Annotated in this window: 13 protein-coding genes and 1 pseudogene; 7 read left to right on the forward strand and 7 right to left on the reverse strand. The window is 71.2% G+C overall.

Features of this window, described 5'->3' with window-relative positions; translation table 11 throughout:
• The first annotated feature begins 1 nt into the window (after position 1).
• Positions 2-673, forward strand: coding sequence for a response regulator transcription factor (locus OG242_RS04945; RefSeq protein WP_018524072.1), 672 nt, complete (start codon positions 2-4; stop codon positions 671-673).
• 27 nt (positions 674-700) lie between these two features.
• On the opposite strand, the gene OG242_RS04950 is transcribed toward OG242_RS04945, so the two are convergent.
• The 3 genes from OG242_RS04950 to metH form a co-directional block, all read right to left on the reverse strand.
• Positions 701-2,299, reverse strand: a complete 1,599-nt coding sequence (locus OG242_RS04950) for an ABC transporter substrate-binding protein (RefSeq protein ID WP_405896972.1) — start codon at positions 2,297-2,299, stop codon at positions 701-703.
• 155 nt (positions 2,300-2,454) lie between these two features.
• Positions 2,455-3,147: an HAD family hydrolase gene (locus OG242_RS04955; protein WP_405896973.1), complete on the reverse strand. Its 693-nt coding sequence runs from the start codon at positions 3,145-3,147 to the stop codon at positions 2,455-2,457.
• Between the two features lie 119 nt (positions 3,148-3,266).
• On the reverse strand, positions 3,267-6,779 hold the full coding sequence (gene metH / locus OG242_RS04960) for a methionine synthase (protein ID WP_405896974.1): 3,513 nt from the start codon (positions 6,777-6,779) through the stop codon (positions 3,267-3,269).
• Positions 6,780-7,017: 238 nt separating this feature from the next.
• On the opposite strand from metH, the gene OG242_RS04965 reads away from it, so the two are divergent.
• The 5 genes from OG242_RS04965 (at position 7,018) to OG242_RS04985 (ending at position 12,820) form a co-directional block, all read left to right on the forward strand.
• A complete protein-coding gene (locus tag OG242_RS04965) occupies positions 7,018-7,782 on the forward strand; it encodes an IclR family transcriptional regulator (RefSeq protein WP_405901509.1) in 765 nt (254 codons plus the stop codon).
• 262 nt (positions 7,783-8,044) lie between these two features.
• A complete protein-coding gene (locus OG242_RS04970; protein WP_405896975.1) occupies positions 8,045-8,836 on the forward strand; it encodes an MIP/aquaporin family protein in 792 nt (263 codons plus the stop codon).
• A 42-nt stretch (positions 8,837-8,878) separates the two neighbouring features.
• Positions 8,879-10,420 (forward strand): glycerol kinase GlpK, encoded by a 1,542-nt coding sequence (gene glpK / locus OG242_RS04975; RefSeq protein ID WP_405896976.1) that lies wholly within the window; start codon positions 8,879-8,881, stop codon positions 10,418-10,420.
• Between the two features lie 5 nt (positions 10,421-10,425).
• Positions 10,426-12,039, forward strand: coding sequence for an FAD-dependent oxidoreductase (locus OG242_RS04980; RefSeq protein ID WP_405896977.1), 1,614 nt, complete (start codon positions 10,426-10,428; stop codon positions 12,037-12,039).
• A 109-nt stretch (positions 12,040-12,148) separates the two neighbouring features.
• Positions 12,149-12,820 (forward strand): FadR/GntR family transcriptional regulator, encoded by a 672-nt coding sequence (locus OG242_RS04985; protein WP_405896978.1) that lies wholly within the window; start codon positions 12,149-12,151, stop codon positions 12,818-12,820.
• 73 nt (positions 12,821-12,893) lie between these two features.
• Here OG242_RS04985 and OG242_RS04990 read toward each other — a convergent pair.
• The 3 genes and pseudogenes from OG242_RS04990 to OG242_RS05000 all read right to left on the reverse strand — a co-directional run.
• Positions 12,894-13,028: pseudogene (locus OG242_RS04990) on the reverse strand (ABC transporter permease); the annotation flags it as partial.
• Between the two features lie 17 nt (positions 13,029-13,045).
• Entirely contained in the window at positions 13,046-13,825 is a 780-nt protein-coding gene (locus OG242_RS04995; RefSeq protein WP_405896979.1) for an SDR family NAD(P)-dependent oxidoreductase, read from the reverse strand.
• Positions 13,822-15,159, reverse strand: coding sequence for an enolase C-terminal domain-like protein (locus OG242_RS05000; RefSeq protein WP_405896980.1), 1,338 nt, complete (start codon positions 15,157-15,159; stop codon positions 13,822-13,824). Before OG242_RS05000 ends, OG242_RS04995 begins: the two co-directional genes overlap by 4 nt.
• A gap of 255 nt (positions 15,160-15,414) precedes the next feature.
• Here OG242_RS05000 and OG242_RS05005 point away from each other — a divergent pair, with 255 nt between their 5' ends.
• Positions 15,415-16,515 (forward strand): PAC2 family protein, encoded by a 1,101-nt coding sequence (locus tag OG242_RS05005; RefSeq protein ID WP_405896981.1) that lies wholly within the window; start codon positions 15,415-15,417, stop codon positions 16,513-16,515.
• 60 nt (positions 16,516-16,575) lie between these two features.
• Here OG242_RS05005 and OG242_RS05010 read toward each other — a convergent pair whose 3' ends face one another.
• A complete protein-coding gene (locus OG242_RS05010) occupies positions 16,576-19,626 on the reverse strand; it encodes an NPCBM/NEW2 domain-containing protein (protein WP_405896982.1) in 3,051 nt (1,016 codons plus the stop codon).
• Between the last annotated feature and the right edge of the window lie 105 nt (positions 19,627-19,731).

A 19,731-nucleotide genomic window follows, 5' to 3' on the forward strand; every position in this document is an offset into this window, starting at 1 on the left:
GGTGGCTATCCGCGTCCTTCTGGTCGACGACCAACCGCTGCTGCGCACCGGCTTCCGGATGATCCTGGAGGCCGAGGGCGATCTGGCGGTGGTGGGCGAGGCCGGTGACGGTCTCCAGGCTCTCGACCAGGTGCGCGCGCTGCAGCCCGATGTGGTGCTGATGGACATCCGGATGCCGCGGATGGACGGTGTCGAGGCGACGCGGCAGATCACCGGCCCCGACCGGGACGGCCCGGCGAAGGTGCTGGTGCTGACCACGTTCGATCTCGACGAGTACGTGGTGGAGGCGCTGCGGGCCGGTGCGAGCGGCTTCCTGCTGAAGGACGCGCCGGCCGACGAGCTGGTGCAGGCGATCCGGGTGGTGGCGGGCGGCGAGGCGATGCTCGCCCCGAGCGTGACGCGCCGGCTGCTCGACAAGTACGCGGACCACCTGCCGTCCGGCGAGGAGCCGCTGCCGGACACGCTGCACACGCTGACGGACCGCGAGGTCGAGGTCCTGAAGCTGGTGGCGCGCGGCCTGTCGAACGCGGAGATCGCCGCCGACCTGTTCGTCAGCGAGACGACGGTGAAGACCCATGTGGGCCATGTGCTGACGAAGCTGGGCCTGCGCGACCGGGTGCAGGCCGCGGTGTACGCGTACGAGAGCGGCCTGGTGCGCCCCGGCGCGCAGTGACACCGGGGCGTGGCGGGGTGCCCGGGCTCAGCCGGTGCCCCGGCCCAGCTCCCAGAGGCGCAGGTCGGCGCTGGAGTCGACCGCCCATTCCACGCCGCTGAGGCCGTCCACTGCGGCGACGTACTGCTTGCCCTGCCAGATCGGGAGGACGGGCACGTCCCGGGCGACGATGTCCTGGAGCCGTTCGAAGGCGGGCGCGACTCCTCCGCGGTCGGCCTTGCGGCGGGAGTCCGCGATCAGGCGGCGGGCCTCGGTGGAGGTGTAGGGCGAGCCGAGGAAGTTGTCCCGGCCGAGGAAGGGCGCCGTGTAGTTGTCGGGGTCCGGGAAGTCGGGGAACCAGCCCATGCCGTAGACGGCGTAGTCGCCGCGGAGTTCGGCGGGGCGGTAGCGGGCCCAGGGGGTGCCCTCGGTGGTGACGTCGAAGAGTCCGGTGTCGTTGAGCTGCTTCTTCAGCGTCTCGAACTCGGTGGCGGTGTCCCGGCCGTAGTGGTCGTTCGTGTAGTGCAGCGTGAAGCGCACCGGCGTGCGGACCTCGGCCTTCTTGAGGAGGGCGGCGGCCTTCTCGGTGCTGGGTTCGCCGTAGGTGCTGTAGAACGCGTTGGCGTGTGCGGTGATCCCGGTCGGGATCAGGGAGTACAGCGGCTCGACGGTGGTGCCGTAGACCTGGCTCGCGATCCGGCCGCGGTCGACGATCTGGGCGATGGCCTGCCGGACGGCCTTGTTGCCGACGGCGGGGTCCTCGGTGTCGAAGCCGAGGTAGCTGATGGCGAGTCCGGGCGTCTCGGTGAGGCGGACACCGTCCTCGGGCTTCGCGAGCAGCTGCTGAGCGCGGTCGGACGACATGGTGCGGGCCATCATGTCGATCTTCCTGTCGTCCAGCGCCTTGCCCATGGCGGCGGCGTCGGGGAAGAGATCGAGTTCGACGTCGTCGCTGCGCACCTCGTGACTCCCCCGGTAATGGGGGTTCCTGGTGAAGGCGATTTTCACGACACGGCCGGATTTCACTTCCGGTTTCATGGTGTACGGCCCCGAACCGTCCACCTGGAATCCGCTGCGGGCGGAATTCGCGGGGTACTGGTCGCGCGGGACGATTCCGGCGGGCGGGGTGGCGAGCTTGTACGGGAAGGTGGCGTCCGGGGTCTTCAGGTGGAAGACGACCTCGCGGGCGCCGGTGGTCTCGACGGTGTCGATGTTGTCGAGGAGGGCGGCGGGCCCGTTGGCGGACTTGATGCGCAGGACGCGGTCGATGGAGTACTTGACGTCGTCGGCGGTGACGGGGCTCCCGTCCGAGAAGGTGAGGCCGGCGCGCAGCCTGCAGCGGTAGCTCTCGCTCTCGCGGTCCGTGAAGGCGCAGCTCTCGGCCGCCTCGGGGACCGGGCGGCCGCCGCCGCGCGGGGTGGTCATCAGGGTCTGCACGGTCTGCCGCAGGACGTTCCAGACGCCCGCCTCATAGCCGACGGCCGGGTCGAGCGGCGCGGGGGCGCCCGCGGACGCGGCGATCCGGTCCGTGGTGCCGACGACGATCGCGCCGGTTGTGGTGCTGCCGCCGTCCGTCGCGCCGCAGCCGGCGAGCACGGGCGCAAGGAGGCCCGCGACGGCCGGCAGCACCAGGGTCTTCCGTTTCATGGTTGGCCGTTCTCCCTCATCGGTTCGGGGAGAAAGACATTAGCGGGCGCGTTCCGGAATATCGGACCGGGGTCGTGCAGAATTCTTTCGCACGGCCACCGTGAGAGCTTTTCCTTTCATTCACAGGAATACTCTCGGTGCCCGTCCCGGCGCATTCAGTTGATGAGTCTCCGGAGGAATGTGAGATTCACTTCTTCCAGCGATGTCACGACGACCCGGCCCTCGGCGGCCGCGATCGGGGAGACCGAGGGCACGGCGACCACCCGGCATCCGGCGGCCTCGGCGGCGGCGACCCCGGTCGCGGTGTCCTCGATGACGGCGCACAGCCGGGGGTCGACGCCGAAGCCGTGCGCGGCGGTGAGGTAGGGCTCGGGGTGCGGCTTCGTCCGGGAGACCTCGTCGCCCGCGACGGTGAGCCCGAAGTGGTGGTGGCCCACCGAGTCGAGGACCCGGTCGATGATGCGGCGGTGCGAGGCGGAGACGAGGGCGGTGGGGATCTCGTGCCGGCGCAGCTCCGCGAGGAGGCGGGCGGCGCCGGGCATCAGGGGGGCGCCCCGGCCGATGCGCTTCTCGAACCGGTCGTTGAGCAGCACGGTGAGCTCGTCGAGCGTGACGTCGGCGCCGGTGGCCTCCATGAGGTAGCCGGCGCTGCGGGTCATCGGCCCGCCGACGACCACCTCGCGCCATGCCTCGTCCAGCCGGTGACCGAGGTCGGCGAAGACCTCCACCTCGACGTCCCACCAGAAGCCCTCGGTGTCGACCAGGGTGCCGTCCATGTCGAGAAAGACGGCCTGGAGGGCAGCGCCCTCCGCCGTACGGGTCAGGGACGCGGGAACCGTACTGGTCATCCGGCACACCTTCCATGAGGGACGAGAAGGCCGGCCACCCGTCCCGGAGGATGGGCGACCGGCCTGCGCTGGACCGACCAGTGTACGACGTGATCCGCTACGACGCGTCGAACGGAGTCCTACCGCGCGTTGAAATACTTCGCCTCGGGGTGGTGGATGACGATCGCGTCGGTGGACTGCTCGGGGTGGAGCTGGAACTCCTCGGAGAGGTGGACGCCGATCCGCTCGGGCTGGAGCAGGTCCGCGATCTTGGCGCGGTCCTCCAGGTCCGGGCAGGCGCCGTAGCCCAGCGAGAAGCGCGCGCCCCGGTACTTCAGGGCGAACATGTCCTCGACGTCCGCCGGGTCCTCCCCCGCGAAGCCCAGCTCCGAGCGGACCCGGGCGTGCCAGTACTCGGCCAGGGCCTCGGCCAGCTGGACGGAGAGCCCGTGCAGCTCCAGGTAGTCGCGGTAGGCGTTGGCCTCGAAGAGCTTGGCGGTCTCGGTGCCGATCCGTGAGCCGACGGTGACGACCTGGAGGCCGATCACGTCCGTCTCGCCGGACTCCTCGGGGCGGAAGAAGTCCGCCAGGCAGAGGCGGCGGCCGCGGCGCTGGCGCGGGAAGGTGAAGCGGGTGCGCTCGGAGCCGTCCTCGTGGAGCAGGATCAGGTCGTCACCCTTGGAGACGCAGGGGTAGTAGCCGTAGACGACGGCCGCTTCCAGCAGGTTCTCCGTCTGGAGCCGGTCGAGCAGGCCGCGCAGACGCGGGCGGCCCTCGCTCTCGGCGAGCTCCTCGTACGTGGGTCCGTCGCCGGCCCTCGTCTGCTTGAGGCCCCACTGGCCCTTGAAGAGGGCGCCCTCGTCCAGCCAGGAGGCGTACTCCTTGAGCTGGATGCCCTTGACGACGCGGCTGCCCCGGAACGGCGGGGTGGGCACCGGGTTGGTGACGGAGACGTCGGAGCGGACGCCCTCCTCCGGCTCGTTCACCTCCAGGACGGCGGTGTCGCGCTGGGGGACGCGGCGCTGCTTCAGCTCGGGCAGGATGGCGCCGGGGACGCCGCGCTTGACGGCGATGAGCGCGTCCATGAGGCGCAGGCCCTCGAACGCGTCGCGGGCGTAGCGGACCTCGCCCTCGTAGATCTCGTGGAGGTCCTGCTCGACGTAGGCGCGGGTCAGGGCGGCGCCGCCGAGGATCACCGGGTAGTCGGCTGCCAGCTTGCGCTGGTTCAGCTCCTCCAGGTTCTCCTTCATGATCACGGTGGACTTGACGAGGAGGCCGGACATCCCGATGACGTCCGCCTTGTGCTCCTCGGCGGCCTCCAGGATCGCGGAGACGGGCTGCTTGATGCCGATGTTGACGACGTTGAACCCGTTGTTGGACAGGATGATGTCGACGAGGTTCTTGCCGATGTCGTGGACGTCGCCGCGGACGGTGGCCAGGACGATGGTGCCCTTGCCCTCGGCGTCCGACTTCTCCATGTGCGGTTCGAGGTAGGCCACGGCGGTCTTCATGACCTCGGCGGACTGGAGGACGAACGGCAGCTGCATCTGGCCGGAGCCGAAGAGCTCGCCGACGACCTTCATGCCCGCCAGGAGGGTGTTGTTGACGATGTCGAGCGCGGGCGTGTCCTTCAGGGCCTCGGCGAGGTCGTCCTCCAGGCCGTTCTTCTCGCCGTCGATGATGCGGCGCTGGAGGCGCTCGTCGAGCGGGAGGGCGAGCAGTTCCTCGGCCTTGCCCTCCTTCATCGACTTCATGTTGACGCCCTCGAAGAGCTCCATGAGCTTCTGCAGGGGGTCGTAGCCCTCGGCGCGGCGGTCGTAGACGAGGTCGAGGGCGACCTTGACCTGCTCCTCCTCCAGCCGGGCGATCGGCAGGATCTTCGAGGCGTGCACGATGGCGGAGTCGAGTCCCGCCTTGACGCACTCGTCCAGGAAGACCGAGTTCAGCACGACGCGGGCGGCCGGGTTGAGGCCGAAGGAGATGTTGGAGAGGCCGAGCGTGGTCTGCACGTCCGGGTGGCGCTTCTTCAGCTCGCGGATCGCCTCGATGGTGGCGACGCCGTCCTTGCGGGACTCCTCCTGGCCGGTGCAGATGGTGAAGGTCAGGGTGTCGATGAGGATGTCCGACTCCTGGATGCCCCAGTTGCCGGTCAGGTCCTCGATGAGCCGTTCGGCGATGGCGACCTTGTGCTCGGCGGTGCGGGCCTGGCCCTCCTCGTCGATGGTCAGCGCGATGAGCGCGGCGCCGTGCTCGGCGGCCAGCCGGGTGACCTTGACGAAGCGGGACTCGGGCCCGTCGCCGTCCTCGTAGTTGACGGAGTTGAGGACCGCGCGGCCGCCCAGCTTCTCCAGCCCGGCCCGGAGCACGGGCAGCTCGGTGGAGTCCAGGACGATCGGCAGGGTGGAGGCGGTGGCGAAGCGGCCGGCCAGCTCCTCCATGTCGGCGACGCCGTCGCGGCCGACGTAGTCGACGCACAGGTCGAGCATGTGCGCGCCTTCGCGGATCTGGTCGCGGGCCATCTCCACGCAGTCGTCCCAGCGGCCCTCCAGCATGGCTTCGCGGAACTTCTTGGACCCGTTGGCGTTCGTGCGCTCGCCGATCGCCAGGTACGCGGTGTCCTGGCGGAAGGGGACGCTCTGGTAGAGCGAGGCGGCGCCGGGCTCGGGGCGCGGGTCGCGGGCGGCCGGGGCGGTGCCGCGTACGCGCTCGACGACCTGGCGCAGGTGCTCCGGGGTCGTACCGCAGCAGCCGCCGACCAGCGAGAGGCCGTACTCCTGGACGAACGTCTCCTGCGCGTCGGCCAGGCCCTCGGCGTCGAGCGGGAAGTGCGCGCCGTCCTTGGTGAGGACCGGCAGTCCGGCGTTGGGCATGCAGAGCAGCGGGATGCGGGAGTGGCGGGTGAGGTAGCGCAGGTGCTCGCTCATCTCGGCCGGACCGGTCGAGCAGTTCAGGCCGATCATGTCGATGCCGAGGGGCTCCAGGGCGGTCAGGGCCGCGCCGATCTCGGAGCCGAGGAGCATGGTGCCGGTGGTCTCGAAGGCCAGCGAGCACAGCAGCGGCAGGTCGCTGCCCAGGGCGTCCAGGGCGCGGCGGGCGCCGAGGATCGCGGACTTGGTCTGCAGGAGGTCCTGGGTCGTCTCGACGATGAGCGCGTCGGCACCGCCGGCGATCAGGCCCTCGGCGTTCGCCTGGAAGCCGTCGCGGATGGTGGCGTACGGGACGTGGCCGAGGGTCGGCAGCTTGGTGCCGGGGCCCATGGAGCCGAGCACCCAGCGCTGCTCCCCGGTGGACGCGGTGAACTCGTCGGCGACCTCGCGGGCGATCCGCGCGCCGGCCTCGGACAGCTCCTGGACCCGCTCGGGGATGTCGTACTCGCCGAGGGCCGCCGTGTTGGCGCCGAAGGTGTTGGTCTCGACGCAGTCGACGCCGACGGCGAAGTACGCCTCGTGCACCGAGCGCACGATGTCCGGCCGGGTGAGGTTGAGGATCTCGTTGCAGCCTTCGAGGTCCTCGAAGTCCGCGAGTGTGGGGTCCTGGGCCTGGAGCATGGTGCCCATGGCACCGTCGGCCACCACCACGCGGGTGGCGAGCGCCTCACGGAGGGCTGCGGCTCGGTTCCGGCTGTCGGCGGAAGGGGTCGGCGACGAGGCCATGGATGTTCTCCCTGGGATGCGACGGCTGTCGGCTTTGCGTCTTCGGCGGAAGGCGCACCCGGTCAGGGTAGCCGGGCGGCGACCTGGGCCGTCACTCTGTCCCACGAGCCGGACGGCATCCTGTTGACGGGGGGTTCCGGCGTGGCGGGGTGCCGCGGACTTCCCCTGCGGTCGAGCGCGGGTCGGCATCGACCGATAGTGTTCAGCATTGTCGAACAAGGTGGAGGAGTACGGCGCGATGGCCAAGAACATCCAGTCGCTGGAGCGGGCGGCCGCGATGCTGCGCCTGCTGGCAGGCGGCGAGCGGCGGCTGGGGCTGTCCGACATCGCCTCCTCACTGGGCCTGGCCAAGGGCACCGCACACGGCATCCTGCGCACGCTCCAGCACGAGGGCTTCGTCGAGCAGGACGCCGCCTCCGGCCGCTACCAGCTGGGTGCGGAGCTGCTGCGCCTGGGCAACAGCTATCTCGACGTCCACGAGCTGCGGGCCCGCGCCCTGGTCTGGACGGACGACCTGGCCCGGTCCAGCGGCGAGAGCGTCCACCTGGGCGTCCTGCACCAGCAGGGCGTGCTGATCGTCCACCACGTCTTCCGCCCCGACGACAGCCGCCAGGTGCTGGAGGTGGGGGCCATGCAGCCGCTGCACTCCACGGCCCTGGGCAAGGTGCTGGCCGCGTACGACCCGGTGGCGCACACCGAGGCCATGGAGACCGGGCGGCAGTCGTTCACACCCCGGACGGTCACGGACCCGGAGGGCTTCGAGACGGTGCTCGACGTGGTCCGGGCCCGGGGCTGGGGCTCCGACGTGGAGGAGACCTGGGAGGGCGTGGCAGCGGTGGCCGCCCCGATCCACGACCGCCGCCGGATGCCGGTGGGAGCCATCGCCGTCACCGGCGCGGTGGAGCGGGTCTGCAAGGACGGGGAGCTGCGCCCCGAGCTGGTCGCGGCGGTACGCGACTGCGCCCGCGCGGTCTCCCGGGACCTGGGCGCCAGGCGCTTCTGAGGCGCCCGCCCGGGGCGGCGCGCACGGCCGCGTACCGGGCCGGCGATCCCCGTAACGATCGATTCGTACGTCACACCCCTCTTGACGCTGCCCTTCCCGGGAGAAACACTGCCGTTCACCGGTCGGCATTGTCGAACACTTAACGGAAATTAGCGTTAGGGTGTGACCGTGCCACGGGCCGGCCAAGCCCTCACACGAGGGCGCGGACCACCGGAGGGACCCGGGGTTCGGCTTCCCTGGACGAAGGACAAAGGAGTCGCGGGTGTCCAGCTCCGACATCTTCATCGGCGAGACCATCGGTACCGCCGTACTCATCCTGCTCGGCGGCGGTGTCTGTGCCGCCGTCACGCTCAAGCACTCGAAGGCGCAGAACGCCGGCTGGGTCGCCATCACCTTCGGGTGGGGCTTCGCGGTACTGACCGGCGCGTACATCGCCGGCGGCGTGTCGGGGGCGCATCTCAACCCCGCCGTCACCATCGGCCTGGCGATCGAGGGCGGCACGAAGTGGAGCGACGTACCGCTCTACCTCGCCTCCGAGCTCCTCGGCGCGATGATCGGCGCGGTGCTGGTCTGGCTGACCTACTACGGGCAGTTCCGGGCGCACCTCAACGATCCGGAGGTCCTGCGCGCCCATTCGGGTGAGGAGGGCATGGTCGACCAGGCCGCGGCCCCCAAGGCAGGGCCGGTGCTCGGTGTCTTCTCGACGGGCCCCGAGATCCGCAACGCCGTGCAGAACGTCCTCACCGAGGTCATCGCCACGATCGTGCTGGTGCTCGCCATCCTCACCCAGGGCCTCAACGACGACGGCAACGGGCTCGGCGCGCTGGGCGCGCTCATCACCGCCCTGGTGGTCGTCGGCATCGGCCTGTCGCTCGGCGGCCCGACGGGGTACGCGATCAACCCGGTCCGCGACCTCGGTCCGCGTATCGTGCACGCGCTGCTTCCGCTGCCGAACAAGGGCGGCTCCGACTGGGGCTACGCGTGGGTCCCCGTAGTCGGACCGCTGATCGGCGGCGCACTCGCGGGCGGGCTCTACAACCTCGCGTTCGCCTAGCCCGTCCCCACACCACCCCACACAGACCTCCGGGAGCACACCGTGACAGACGCACACACCACCGGCAGCCACGGCACCGGGCCGTTCATCGCGGCCATCGACCAAGGCACGACCTCCAGCCGCTGCATCGTCTTCGACAAGGACGGACGGATCGTCTCCGTCGACCAGAAGGAGCACGAGCAGATCTTCCCCAAGCCGGGCTGGGTCGAACATGACGCGGCCGAGATCTGGGAGAACGTCCAGGAAGTCGTCGCCGGAGCGATCGTGAAGGCGGGCATCACCGCCGCCGACGTCAAGGCGATCGGCATCACCAACCAGCGCGAGACCACCCTGCTGTGGGACAAGCACACCGGTGAGCCCGTCCACAACGCCCTCGTCTGGCAGGACACCCGTACGGACGGGCTCTGCAGGGAGCTCGGCCGCAACGTCGGCCAGGACCGCTTCCGCCGCGAGACCGGGCTGCCGCTCGCCTCGTACTTCGCCGGGCCGAAGGTGCGCTGGCTGCTCGACAACGTCGAGGGGCTGCGCGAGCGGGCCGAGCGCGGCGACATCCTCTTCGGCACCATGGACTCCTGGGTCATCTGGAACCTGACCGGCGGCACCGAAGGCGGCGTCCACGTCACCGACGTCACCAACGCCTCGCGCACGCTACTGATGAACCTGCACACCATGCAGTGGGACGAGAAGATCTGTTCGTCCATCGGCGTGCCCATGGCCGTGCTGCCCGAGATCCGCTCCTCCGCCGAGGTGTACGGCAACGCCAAGGGCGGCGTGCTCGAAGGCGTGCCGGTGGCCTCCGCGCTGGGCGACCAGCAGGCGGCGCTGTTCGGCCAGACGTGTTTCGCCGAGGGCGATGCCAAGTCCACGTACGGCACCGGCACCTTCATGCTGATGAACACCGGTGAGACGCCCGTCAACTCCTACAACGGGCTGCTGACCACGGTCGGCTACCGGATCGGCGACCAGAAGGCGGTGTACGCCCTGGAGGGGTCGATCGCCGTCACCGGTTCGCTGGTCCAGTGGATGCGCGACCAGATGGGGCTCATCCAGTCCGCGGCCGAGATCGAGACCCTGGCCTCCTCGGTCGAGGACAACGGCGGCGCGTACTTCGTGCCGGCGTTCTCCGGCCTGTTCGCCCCGTACTGGCGCCCCGACGCCCGCGGTGTCATCGCCGGCCTCACCCGCTACGTCACCAAGGCGCACATCGCCCGTGCCGTGCTTGAGGCCACCGCCTGGCAGACGCGTGAGATCAGCGACGCCATGACCAAGGACTCCGGTGTCGAGCTGACCGCGCTCAAGGTCGACGGCGGAATGACCTCCAACAACCTGCTGATGCAGACGCTCGCCGACTTCCTGGACGCGCCCGTGGTGCGGCCGATGGTCGCCGAGACCACCTGCCTCGGCGCCGCCTACGCCGCCGGCCTGGCCGTCGGCTTCTGGCCGGACACCGACGCGCTGCGCGCCAACTGGCGCCGGGCCGCCGAGTGGACCCCCCGCATGGACGCGGACACCCGCGCCCGCGAGTACAAGAGCTGGCTCAAGGCCGTGGAACGCACCATGGGCTGGCTGGACGACGAGGAGTAGACACCATGACCACCCTGCAGAGCGTCCCCGCCCTCGGGACGCATCCGGCCTCCGGCTCCCTCCCGAGCCGTGCCGAGACCCGGGAGCAGCTCTCCAAGGCGACGTACGACCTCCTGGTGATCGGCGGCGGCATTCTGGGCATCTCCACCGCCTGGCACGCCGCGCAGTCCGGGCTGCGGGTGGCGCTGGTGGACGCCGGCGACTTCGCCGGCGCCACCTCCTCCGCCTCCTCCAAGCTGCTCCACGGCGGTCTGCGCTATCTGCAGACCGGCGCGGTGAAGCTGGTGGCGGAGAACCACTTCGAGCGCCGTGCGGTCTCCCGCCAGGTCGCCCCGCACCTGGCCAACCCGCTCACCTTCTACCTGCCGGTGTACAAGGGCGGGCCGCACGGCGCGGCGAAGCTCGGCGCGGGCGTGTTCGCGTACTCGGCGCTGTCCGCCTTCGGTGACGGCGTCGGCCATGTGATCAGCCCGTCGCGGGCGGCGCGCGACGTGCCGGAGCTGCGTACGGAGAACCTCAAGGCCGTCGCGGTCTACGGCGACGACCAGATGAACGACGCGCGGATGGCGCTGATGACGGTCCGCGCGGCCGTCGACGCGGGCGCGGTGGTCCTGAACCACGCGGCGGTGACCGGGCTGCGGTTCACCCGCGGCCGGGTGACGGGCGCCGAGCTGCGGGACTCCATGGACGGTACGGAGTTCGGGGTGACCGCCCGGCTGGTGCTCAACGCGACCGGGCCGTGGGTGGACCACCTGCGGAAGATGGAGGACCCGAACGCGGCGCCCTCCATACGCCTGTCCAAGGGCGCCCACCTGGTGCTGAAGCGGACCCGGCCGTGGAAGGCCGCGCTGGCGACCCCGATCGACAAGTACCGCATCACGTTCGCCCTGCCGTGGGAGGACATGCTGCTCCTCGGCACGACGGACGAGGAGTACGAGGGCGACCCGGCGGATGTCGCGGTGACCGAGATGGACACCGCGCAGATCCTGGACGAGGCGGCGTTCTCGGTGCGCGACCAGCAGCTGTCGCGGGACCTGATCACTTACTCCTTCGCGGGGCTGCGGGTGCTGCCGGGCGGGCCGGGCGACACCTCGAAGGCCAAGCGCGAGACGGTCGTGACCGAGGGCCGGGGCGGGATGCTGTCGGTCGCGGGCGGCAAGTGGACGACGTTCCGGCACATCGGCCGTACGGTGATGAACAAGCTGGCCGCGCTTCCGGGGCACCCGCTGGCGGAGGACATGGAGCCGATGGCCCGGCTGCCGAGGAAGCTGCCGCTGCCCGGGATCGCCAGCCCGAACGCGGTGGCGCACCGACTGCTGGTGGACGGCGGGTCGCCCGGTCCGCGGATGGCCGCCGACACCGCGCGGCACCTGGCCACGCACTACGGTTCGCTCGCGTTCGACATCGCCCGGCTGGCCAACGAGAACCCGGCGCTGGCCGAGCGGGTCCACCCGGACGCGCCGGAGATCTGGGCGCAGGTCGCCTACGCCCGGGACCACGAGTGGGCCGAGACGGCGGACGACGTGCTGCGGCGGCGGACGACGCTGACGATCCGGGGCCTGGCGACGGACGACGTCCGGGCCGGTGTGGAGCAGGTCCTCGGCGAGCGTCGCGGCTGAGAGGGGACGGGCCGGACGGCCGGGCGGGCCATGCATTGGTCCGACGGTCGTACCGGCCCTTGTCGTGGCCGCATAATGGGGCGATACATCGGATGTCTGGAGGTCGCCCATGGCTGTCACCGACGAGGCCATCGAGAAGATCAAGGGAATGATCGTCTCGGGTGCGCTACGGCCCGGCGATCGTCTCCCCAAGGAGAGCGAACTCGCCTCGGAGCTGGGGCTTTCCCGCAACTCGCTGCGGGAGGCGGTGCGCGCGCTCTCGCTGATCCGCATTCTCGACGTCCGCCAGGGCGACGGCACGTATGTCACCAGTCTCGACCCGCAGTTGCTGCTCGAGGCGCTGAGCTTCGTCGTGGACTTCCACCGCGACGACACCGTGCTGGAGTTCCTGGCGGTGCGCCGGATCCTGGAGCCGGCCGCGACGGCGATGGCGGCGAGCCGGATCGGCGAGGAGCAGCTGGACGCGCTGAGCGCGCAGCTCGACGCGCTGGGCGAGCGGCCTTCGGTGGAGGAGCTGGTCGCCTGCGATCTGGACTTCCACCGGGGCATCGTCCAGTCGTCCGGCAATTCGGTGCTCTGCTCACTGCTGGACGGCCTCTCCGGGCCCACGACGCGGGCACGGGTGTGGCGCGGGCTGACCCAGGAGGACGCGGTGAGCCGGACGCTGCATGAGCACCGGGCGATTGTGGCGGCGCTGCGGGATCGCGATGCGGAGGCTGCGCGGGCGTGGGCGACGGTGCACGTGGCTAGCGTGGAGCAGTGGTTGCGGTCGACGCTGTAGGTTGCGGGGCTCTGCCCCGGGCCCCGCTCCTCAAACGCCGGAGGGGCTGATACGGCCCGCCCGGAGGGGCCGGAAGTAAACGCCGGAGGGCGCCGAACAGCGTGCCCCGGCCGCCCTTGCGGCTGATGCCGGCGAAGGCCGCGAGCAGGCCGCCGATCGCGAGGACGATCCAGGTGACCCGGTCGACGCGGATGACGGCGTCGCGGCTCGGACTGCGGTGCGGGTTCAGCTGCCGGCGGGGCGCAGGCGCAGGCCCTGCATCCCGCCGTCGACGGCCAGGGCGGTGCCCGTCACGGAGGCCGCGGCCGGGCCGGCGAGGTAGACGATCGCGGCGGCCACCTCGTCGGCGGAGACCAGCCGGCCCAGTGGCTGGCGGGCGTTGAGGGCGGCACGTTCGGCGGCCGGGTCGTCCGCCCGGTCGAGCAGCCGGCCGATCCACGGGGTGTCGGCGGTGCCCGGGTTGACGCAGTTGACGCGGATTCCCTCGCGGACGTGGTCGGCGGCCATGGCGAGGGTGAGTGAGAGGACGGCGCCCTTGCTCGCGCCGTACAGGGCGCGCTGGGGCAGCCCGGCGGTGGCGGCGATGGAGCAGGTGTGGGTGATGGATACGGCGCCGGGGCGCTCGGCGGCGGCCCGGCGCAGGTGCGGCAGGGCGTGCCGGGCGGCGCGGACCATGCCGAGGACGTTGATGTCGAGGACCCGGGCCCACTCGGCGTCGTCGTTGTCCTCGACGGTGCCGATGGCGCCGATGCCCGCGTTGGAGACGAGGGTGTGCAGGGAGCCCAGTTCGGCGGCGGCCCGGTCGACCGCGGCGCGCACGGCCGCGTCGTCGGTGACGTCGGCCTCGACGGCGAGGGCGCCGCCGGGCGCGCCCGTGGTGTCCCGGTCGAGGACGGCGACGCGTGCCCCGCGTTCCATGAGCAGGGTGGTGACGGCGGCCCCGATGCCGGATGCGCCGCCCGTCACCAGGGCGTTCATCCCCTGGAAGTCGCGTGTGCCGGTCATCGGCTCTCCTCCTTCTGTGTGCGGCGGGCCTGCCAGACGGGGCCCTGCGGGTAGCGGTGTGCGGCGATCGACTCGGGGCGCATCCTGGCGGAGAAGCCGGGGGCGGCCGGGGCGGTGTAGCGGCCGTTCGCGATGACGGCGGGGTCGGTGAAGTGCTCGTGGAGGTGGTCGACGTACTCGATGACCCGGTCCTCCCAGGTGCCGGAGACGGCGACGAAGTCGAACATCGAGAGGTGCTGGACGAGTTCGCACAGCCCGACGCCGCCGGCGTGCGGGCAGACCGGGACGCCGTACTTGGCGGCGAGCAGCAGGATCGCCAGGTTCTCGTTGACGCCGGCCACGCGTGCGGCGTCGATCTGGACGAAGTCGACGGCCCCGGCCTGGAGCAGTTGCTTGAACACGACCCGGTTGGCGACGTGTTCGCCTGTGGCCACCTTGACCGGCTGTCCGGCGCGCACGGCGGCGTGGCCGAGTACGTCGTCGGGGCTGGTGGGCTCCTCGATCCAGTGCGGGTCGTACGGGGCGAGCTCGGTCATCCGGGCGACGGCGTCGGCGACGTCCCAGCGCTGGTTGGCGTCGACGGCGATGCGGACGCCGGGGCCGACGGCCTCGCGGGCGAGCGCCATCCGGCGGACGTCGTCGTCGACCCGGCCGCCGACCTTGAGTTTGATCTGGGTGAAGCCGTCGGCGACGGCCTGCTTGGCGAGCCGGACGAGCTTGTCGTCGGAGTAGCCGAGCCAGCCGGGCGAGGTGGTGTACGCGGGGTAGCCCTCGGCGCGCAGCCGGGCGGCGCGGTCGGCGCGGCCCGGTTCGGCGGCGCGCAGGATGGCCAGGGCCTCGTCGGGGGTGAGGGCGTCGGTGAGGTAGCGGAAGTCGACGAGGGAGACCAGCTCCTCGGGCGTCATCTCCGCCAGGAACTGCCAGACGGGTCTGCCCGCGAGGGTGGCCGCCAGGTCCCAGGCGGCGTTGACCACCGCGCCGGCCGCCATGTGCATCACGCCCTTCTCGGGCCCGAGCCAGCGGAGTTGGGAGTCGTGCGTGAGGTCCCGGTACAGGGCGCCCAGGTCGGCTGCGGTACGCGGCACGGGCCGCCCGGTCAGATGGGGGCGCAGTGCCTCGATGGCGGCGGTCATGACCTCGTTGCCCCGGCCGATGGTGAAGCAGAAGCCGTGCCCCTCGACCGGGGCGCCGTCCGCACCGGCGGCGTCGGTCCGCAGGACGACGTAGGCGGCGGAGTAGTCGGGGTCGGGGTTCATGGCGTCCGAGCCGTCCAGTTGTTCCGAGGTCGGAAAACGGATGTCGTGGACCTCGAAGTCCGTGACGGTCTGACTCATGCGCGCCCCCAGGGGAAATAACATCGGACCTCTGTTCCGGTCATCCGATGTATAGCGGCCGCTGAGGCCGCAAGTCCAGAGACAGGAGCGAATTTTCCGTCGACAGCTCGGATGTATCGGGGGCCGATGCCCATCGGACGCGCTTACGCACCCCGATGCGCCGGGTTCACCCGGCCGTGCACGGGGGCTGCGGTCCGGGAGGCCGAAAGCCGTAAGGTTGTTCCGTACGCAAGGGAACTTCGGAAGGAGGCCTGGGTGATCGAGCTCGAGGGGGTTCCCGAGCTGATCGACCCGGTCATGGTGGCCGCGTTCGAGGGGTGGAACGACGCAGGTGACGCCGCCTCCACGGCGGTCGCGCATCTGGACCGGGAGTGGAAGGGCGAGGTGTTCGCGGCGCTCGACGCCGAGGACTACTACGACTTCCAGGTCAACCGCCCGACGGTGTGGCTGGACGGCGGGGTGCGCAAGATCACCTGGCCGACGACCCGGCTCTCCGTGGTCCGCATCGGTGGGGACAAGCCCCGCGATCTCGTCCTGGTCCGGGGCATCGAGCCGTCCATGCGCTGGCGCTCGTTCTGCAACGAGATCCTGGGCTTCGCGCACGAACTGGGCGTCGAGATGGTGGTGGTGCTCGGTGCGCTGCTCGGCGACACCCCGCACACCCGCCCGGTCCCGGTCAGCGGTGTGACGTCCGACCCCGATCTGGCGCGCACCATGGACCTGGAGGAGACCAGGTACGAGGGCCCGACCGGCATCGTCGGCATCCTCCAGGAGGCGTGCACGCACGCGGGCGTGCCCGCGGTGAGCCTGTGGGCGGCGGTGCCGCACTACGTGTCGCAGCCGCCCAACCCCAAGGCGACGCTGGCCCTGCTGAACCGGCTCGAGGACCTGCTCGGGCTGCGCATCCCGCTCGGTGAACTGCCGGAGGACGCGCGCGCCTGGCAGGTCGGGGTCGACCAGCTGGCCGCCGAGGACAGCGAGGTGGCCGAGTACGTGCAGACCCTTGAGGAGGCCCGGGACACCGCGGAGCTGCCCGAGGCGAGCGGCGAGGCGATCGCCCGGGAGTTCGAGCGCTATCTGCGCCGCCGCGACCCGGGCCCGGGCCAGCCGCCCGGCGGGCACGCCACGGAGAGCGGGGACGCGACATACCTCCGCGACACGTCGAGCGGCCGGACCAGACCGCCGAAGCCGGGCCGGCCGGAGGCCGGTCCGGGGCAGCCGGGCGGTCCGGGGCAGCCGGGTCCCGTAAGGCCGCCGTCCGACGGGCCCGGCGACGGCGCGGACGACGGCCGTACGGAGGACAGCGATCCGCGCACGGACGACGACGGTCCCGACGGCTCCCCGTCGCAGGACTGAGCGCGGCACGGAGCCGGGCGGGTGCGAACCCGCCCGGCTCCTTCGCTGTGTGACGGCCATTCAGGAACAGCTGAAGCGCGCCGAGGCCCAGTCGCCGTGGTCACCGGTCTTGGACCCGTTGGTGTCCGTGACCTTCAGGCGCACGTGCCGCGCGCCGTCGAGCGCCACGTCGACCGGTACGGTCTCCGACGCCCCGGTCACCTTCGGCGAGGTCCACAGCACCTTGCCGTCCGCCTCGACGGAGAACGCGACCTCGCCGTACCCGTTGATCTCGTCGTCGATGCCGGCGTCCGCGGTGAACCGGGAGCACTGCCCGCCGAGGTAGACCTCGATGTCGGAGTCGGCGTGGGTGCCGATCCCCTTCTCGTACGTCTTCCCGGCCAGCGTGAGCGGGTGTCCGTCGGCCGCGCCCGACTCGCCGTTGCTGCGGTCGCGTTCGGCGGGGCCGTAGCCGTTGGCCGCGTTCAGCCACTCCATGTCGCTCGCCCAGGTCTCACCGCTGGGCGGCGCCGGCATGACGGTGACCGCCAGCCGCTCCGTGGCGGTGCGGGACTCGCCCGCCGACCGGTAGCGCGCGAGGGCGGTCAGCCGCGCCTCGCCGGCCTTCGCGTCCCTCGCCGGGGTGACCTGGACCTCGACGCGGCGGGTGGTGCCCGCCGGTATCCGCTTCACGGGCGCGGCGGGGGTGGCCCGCCAGCCCTCGGGGACGTCGAGGGTGACGGTCGCGTCCGTGACGTCGGCCTTGCCGGCGGTGACGTCGACGGCGACGGTGCTCGGGGCGCCCGCGCCGGTCTCCTGGCCGCGCGGGGCGGTGACGGTGGCCGTGGCGGCGGCGTTCCGGCCGCCGACCGCGCTGGTGTGCTTGAGCTTCACGGAGAACTTCCGGTCCGTGGGCAGCGGTGCGGTCTTGATCTTCACCACGCCGCCGCGGTCGTCCCGGTCGTAGAACCAGCCCTGCTTCGCCTCGGCGTACGCGGCGGCCGAGGTGAGCCGGGGCAGCTTGCCCTTGAGCTGGACCGCGCTCGGCTCGGAGCCGGTGTGCACGGTGAACTCGTACGGGCGGCTGCGCTGCTTGCCGTCGAACGTGCCCTTGCTCGCTCCGATGTCCACGGTCACGTCGCCGGAGCCCCGGGCGGGTGCGCGGACGTCGGCGGTCTGGGTGGCGTACGCGCCGTCGCGGTGTTCACGGGTGACGCCGTCGTCCTCGTACAGCGTGAACGAGGAGCGGCCCTGCGGGTAGATGTCCCAGGCGAGCGGGGATGAGGCGGTGCGGTCGGTGTACGAGCGGATGCCCGGCCACATCGGCACGCTCGCCCCGGCCCTCACGAACAGCGGCAGGGTGTCGAGCGGGGCGCTGTAGTCGTCGAGGGTGACGGGGCCCTGGTAGGTGCGCCCGGTCCAGTAGTCGGTCCAGGTGCCCTTCGGCAGGTAGATGCCGTCGCGCTCGGTGCTGTCCTCGTAGACCGGGGCGACGAGGAAGTCCTCGCCCGACATGAACTCGTACTTCGCGGCGTCGGTCGCGGCCTTCGGGTCGTCCGGGTACTCCAGGACGAGCGGCCGGACCATGCCGACGCCGGTCTTGGTCGCCTCGTGCGCGTAGGAGTACTGGTAGGGCAGCAGCGACTCCTTGAGCTTGAGGTAGTCGCGGTTGACGGAGGTGTACGGCTCGCCGTAGCGGAAGGGCTGCTTGTCGCTGGCCGCCCAGCCGTCCATGGTCATCGTGGTCCCCAGGAACATCTTCCACTGGAGGTCACGGGTGTACGTCTTGGCGCTGCCGCCGAAGATGCCGTCGACGTCGCCCGTGGTGTAGGCGAGACCGGACATGGTGGCGCCCGCGTAGGTCGGGATCTGCCAGCGGATGTAGTCCCAGGTGCCGTACTGGTCGCCGGACCACTGGACCCCGCAGCGCTGCGCGCCGGCCCAGCTCTCGGGGGCGTACGTGAAGCCGCGGGCGTCGCTGTTGGCCTCGATGCCCTGGTAGGCGTCCTTGCAGCCGTCGAGGGCGAACTTGTAGCCCGCGCCGACCCAGGCGACGTCCAGCTTGGCGACGCGCTGGCCGGCCTTCACCTGGTCGCCGAGCTTGTCGATGCCGTCCTCGGTCCAGAGGCCGGTCTGCATGCCGCGGTCCTGGAGGCCCTTCGCGGTCTCGGCGAGGTTCTCGTAGCCGCAGCCGTAGCCGTCGTTGACGAGCATCCAGCCGTTGGGCATGTCGTTGTCGAGGTAGCCGTCGGCGACCTCCAGCGCGTCCAGGGTGTGGCGCTCGCCCCGGTTGGCGTTGTGCAGGTAGCAGTCGGCGTCACCGATCTCCATGCCGTACACGGGCGGCAGGAACGGCTTGCCGGTGAGCTGCGTGTACTGGCCGATGACGTCCTTGGCGCTGTCGCCCGCGAAGTAGTAGGCGTCGAAGCGCTGTTCCTTCTCGCTGGTGGTCACCGGGTCGTTGAAGGCGTAGGTGCCGGGCGCGAAGGTGTTGCGGAAGACGCCGTAGCCGGCCGATGAGAGGTAGAACGGCACCGAGTTGGGGTGGCCGCCGTCGTCCCAGTTGTAGTCGACGCCCACCTCGACGGTCTTGCCGCGGTGCGAGGTGTTGCCCCGGCCGTTCTGCATGCCGGCGCCGTAGAACTGCTCGTCGGCGCCGCGCGCGAGGGTCTGCGTGGTCTGGTCGGCGTCCCAGCTCAGCCCCTTCGCCTCGGACCAGACCTGGCTGCCGTCGGCCCGGTACAGGGCGAACCGCAGAGGCGACTTGTAGACACGGAGGGTGACGCTGCGGGTGGACAGCTCGTAGCGGTCGCCGCGCTCCTTCCAGCGGGTGCGGGGCGGGGTGCCCTGCGGCAGGACGATGGCGTCGCCGGCCGGGTCCTGGAAGGTGCCGTCGGGGGCGAGTTCGATACGGAAGGTCTCCTCGGAGACGAAGCTGACCCGGGCCTTGGCCGCCCCCGCCGTCAGGCGGTACACGGCCCCGTCGGCCGCGAAGCCGGTGAGGTCGCCGACCGTCGTCCCGGCGGGCTCGGCCATGTCGTCGGCGCGGGCGGCGCCCGGCCCGGTGAGTACGGCGAGCAGCCCCAGCAGCGCTGCAACTACCGCCGATCTGATGCGCGTTGATGATTGCATAGAGCGCTTTTAGCGCAGCACCGAGCATTTGACCATGGACAAAACGGAACCGGCCCCGAACTTCATGAAGAAGTCCGGGGCCGGTGAAGTCGGCTGCCACGACGG

This window comes from Streptomyces sp. NBC_00727 (assembly GCF_045161745.1).
In the GTDB taxonomy this organism is placed as follows: domain Bacteria; phylum Actinomycetota; class Actinomycetes; order Streptomycetales; family Streptomycetaceae; genus Streptomyces.

Bases quoted from the DNA above. Each gene is read 5' to 3' on its own strand.
- OG242_RS04955 (WP_405896973.1), bottom strand. From the start codon at position 3,147: ATGACCAGTACGGTTCCCGCGTCCCTGACCCGTACGGCGGAGGGCGCT.
- OG242_RS04950 (WP_405896972.1), bottom strand. From the start codon at position 2,299: ATGAAACGGAAGACCCTGGTGCTGCCGGCCGTCGCGGGCCTCCTTGCG.
- metH (WP_405896974.1), bottom strand. From the start codon at position 6,779: ATGGCCTCGTCGCCGACCCCTTCCGCCGACAGCCGGAACCGAGCCGCA.
- OG242_RS05000 (WP_405896980.1), bottom strand. From the start codon at position 15,159: ATGAGTCAGACCGTCACGGACTTCGAGGTCCACGACATCCGTTTTCCG.
- OG242_RS04995 (WP_405896979.1), bottom strand. From the start codon at position 13,825: ATGACCGGCACACGCGACTTCCAGGGGATGAACGCCCTGGTGACGGGC.
- OG242_RS05010 (WP_405896982.1), bottom strand. From the start codon at position 19,626: ATGCAATCATCAACGCGCATCAGATCGGCGGTAGTTGCAGCGCTGCTG.
- OG242_RS04985 (WP_405896978.1), top strand. From the start codon at position 12,149: ATGGCTGTCACCGACGAGGCCATCGAGAAGATCAAGGGAATGATCGTC.
- OG242_RS04965 (WP_405901509.1), top strand. From the start codon at position 7,018: ATGGCCAAGAACATCCAGTCGCTGGAGCGGGCGGCCGCGATGCTGCGC.
- OG242_RS04980 (WP_405896977.1), top strand. From the start codon at position 10,426: ATGACCACCCTGCAGAGCGTCCCCGCCCTCGGGACGCATCCGGCCTCC.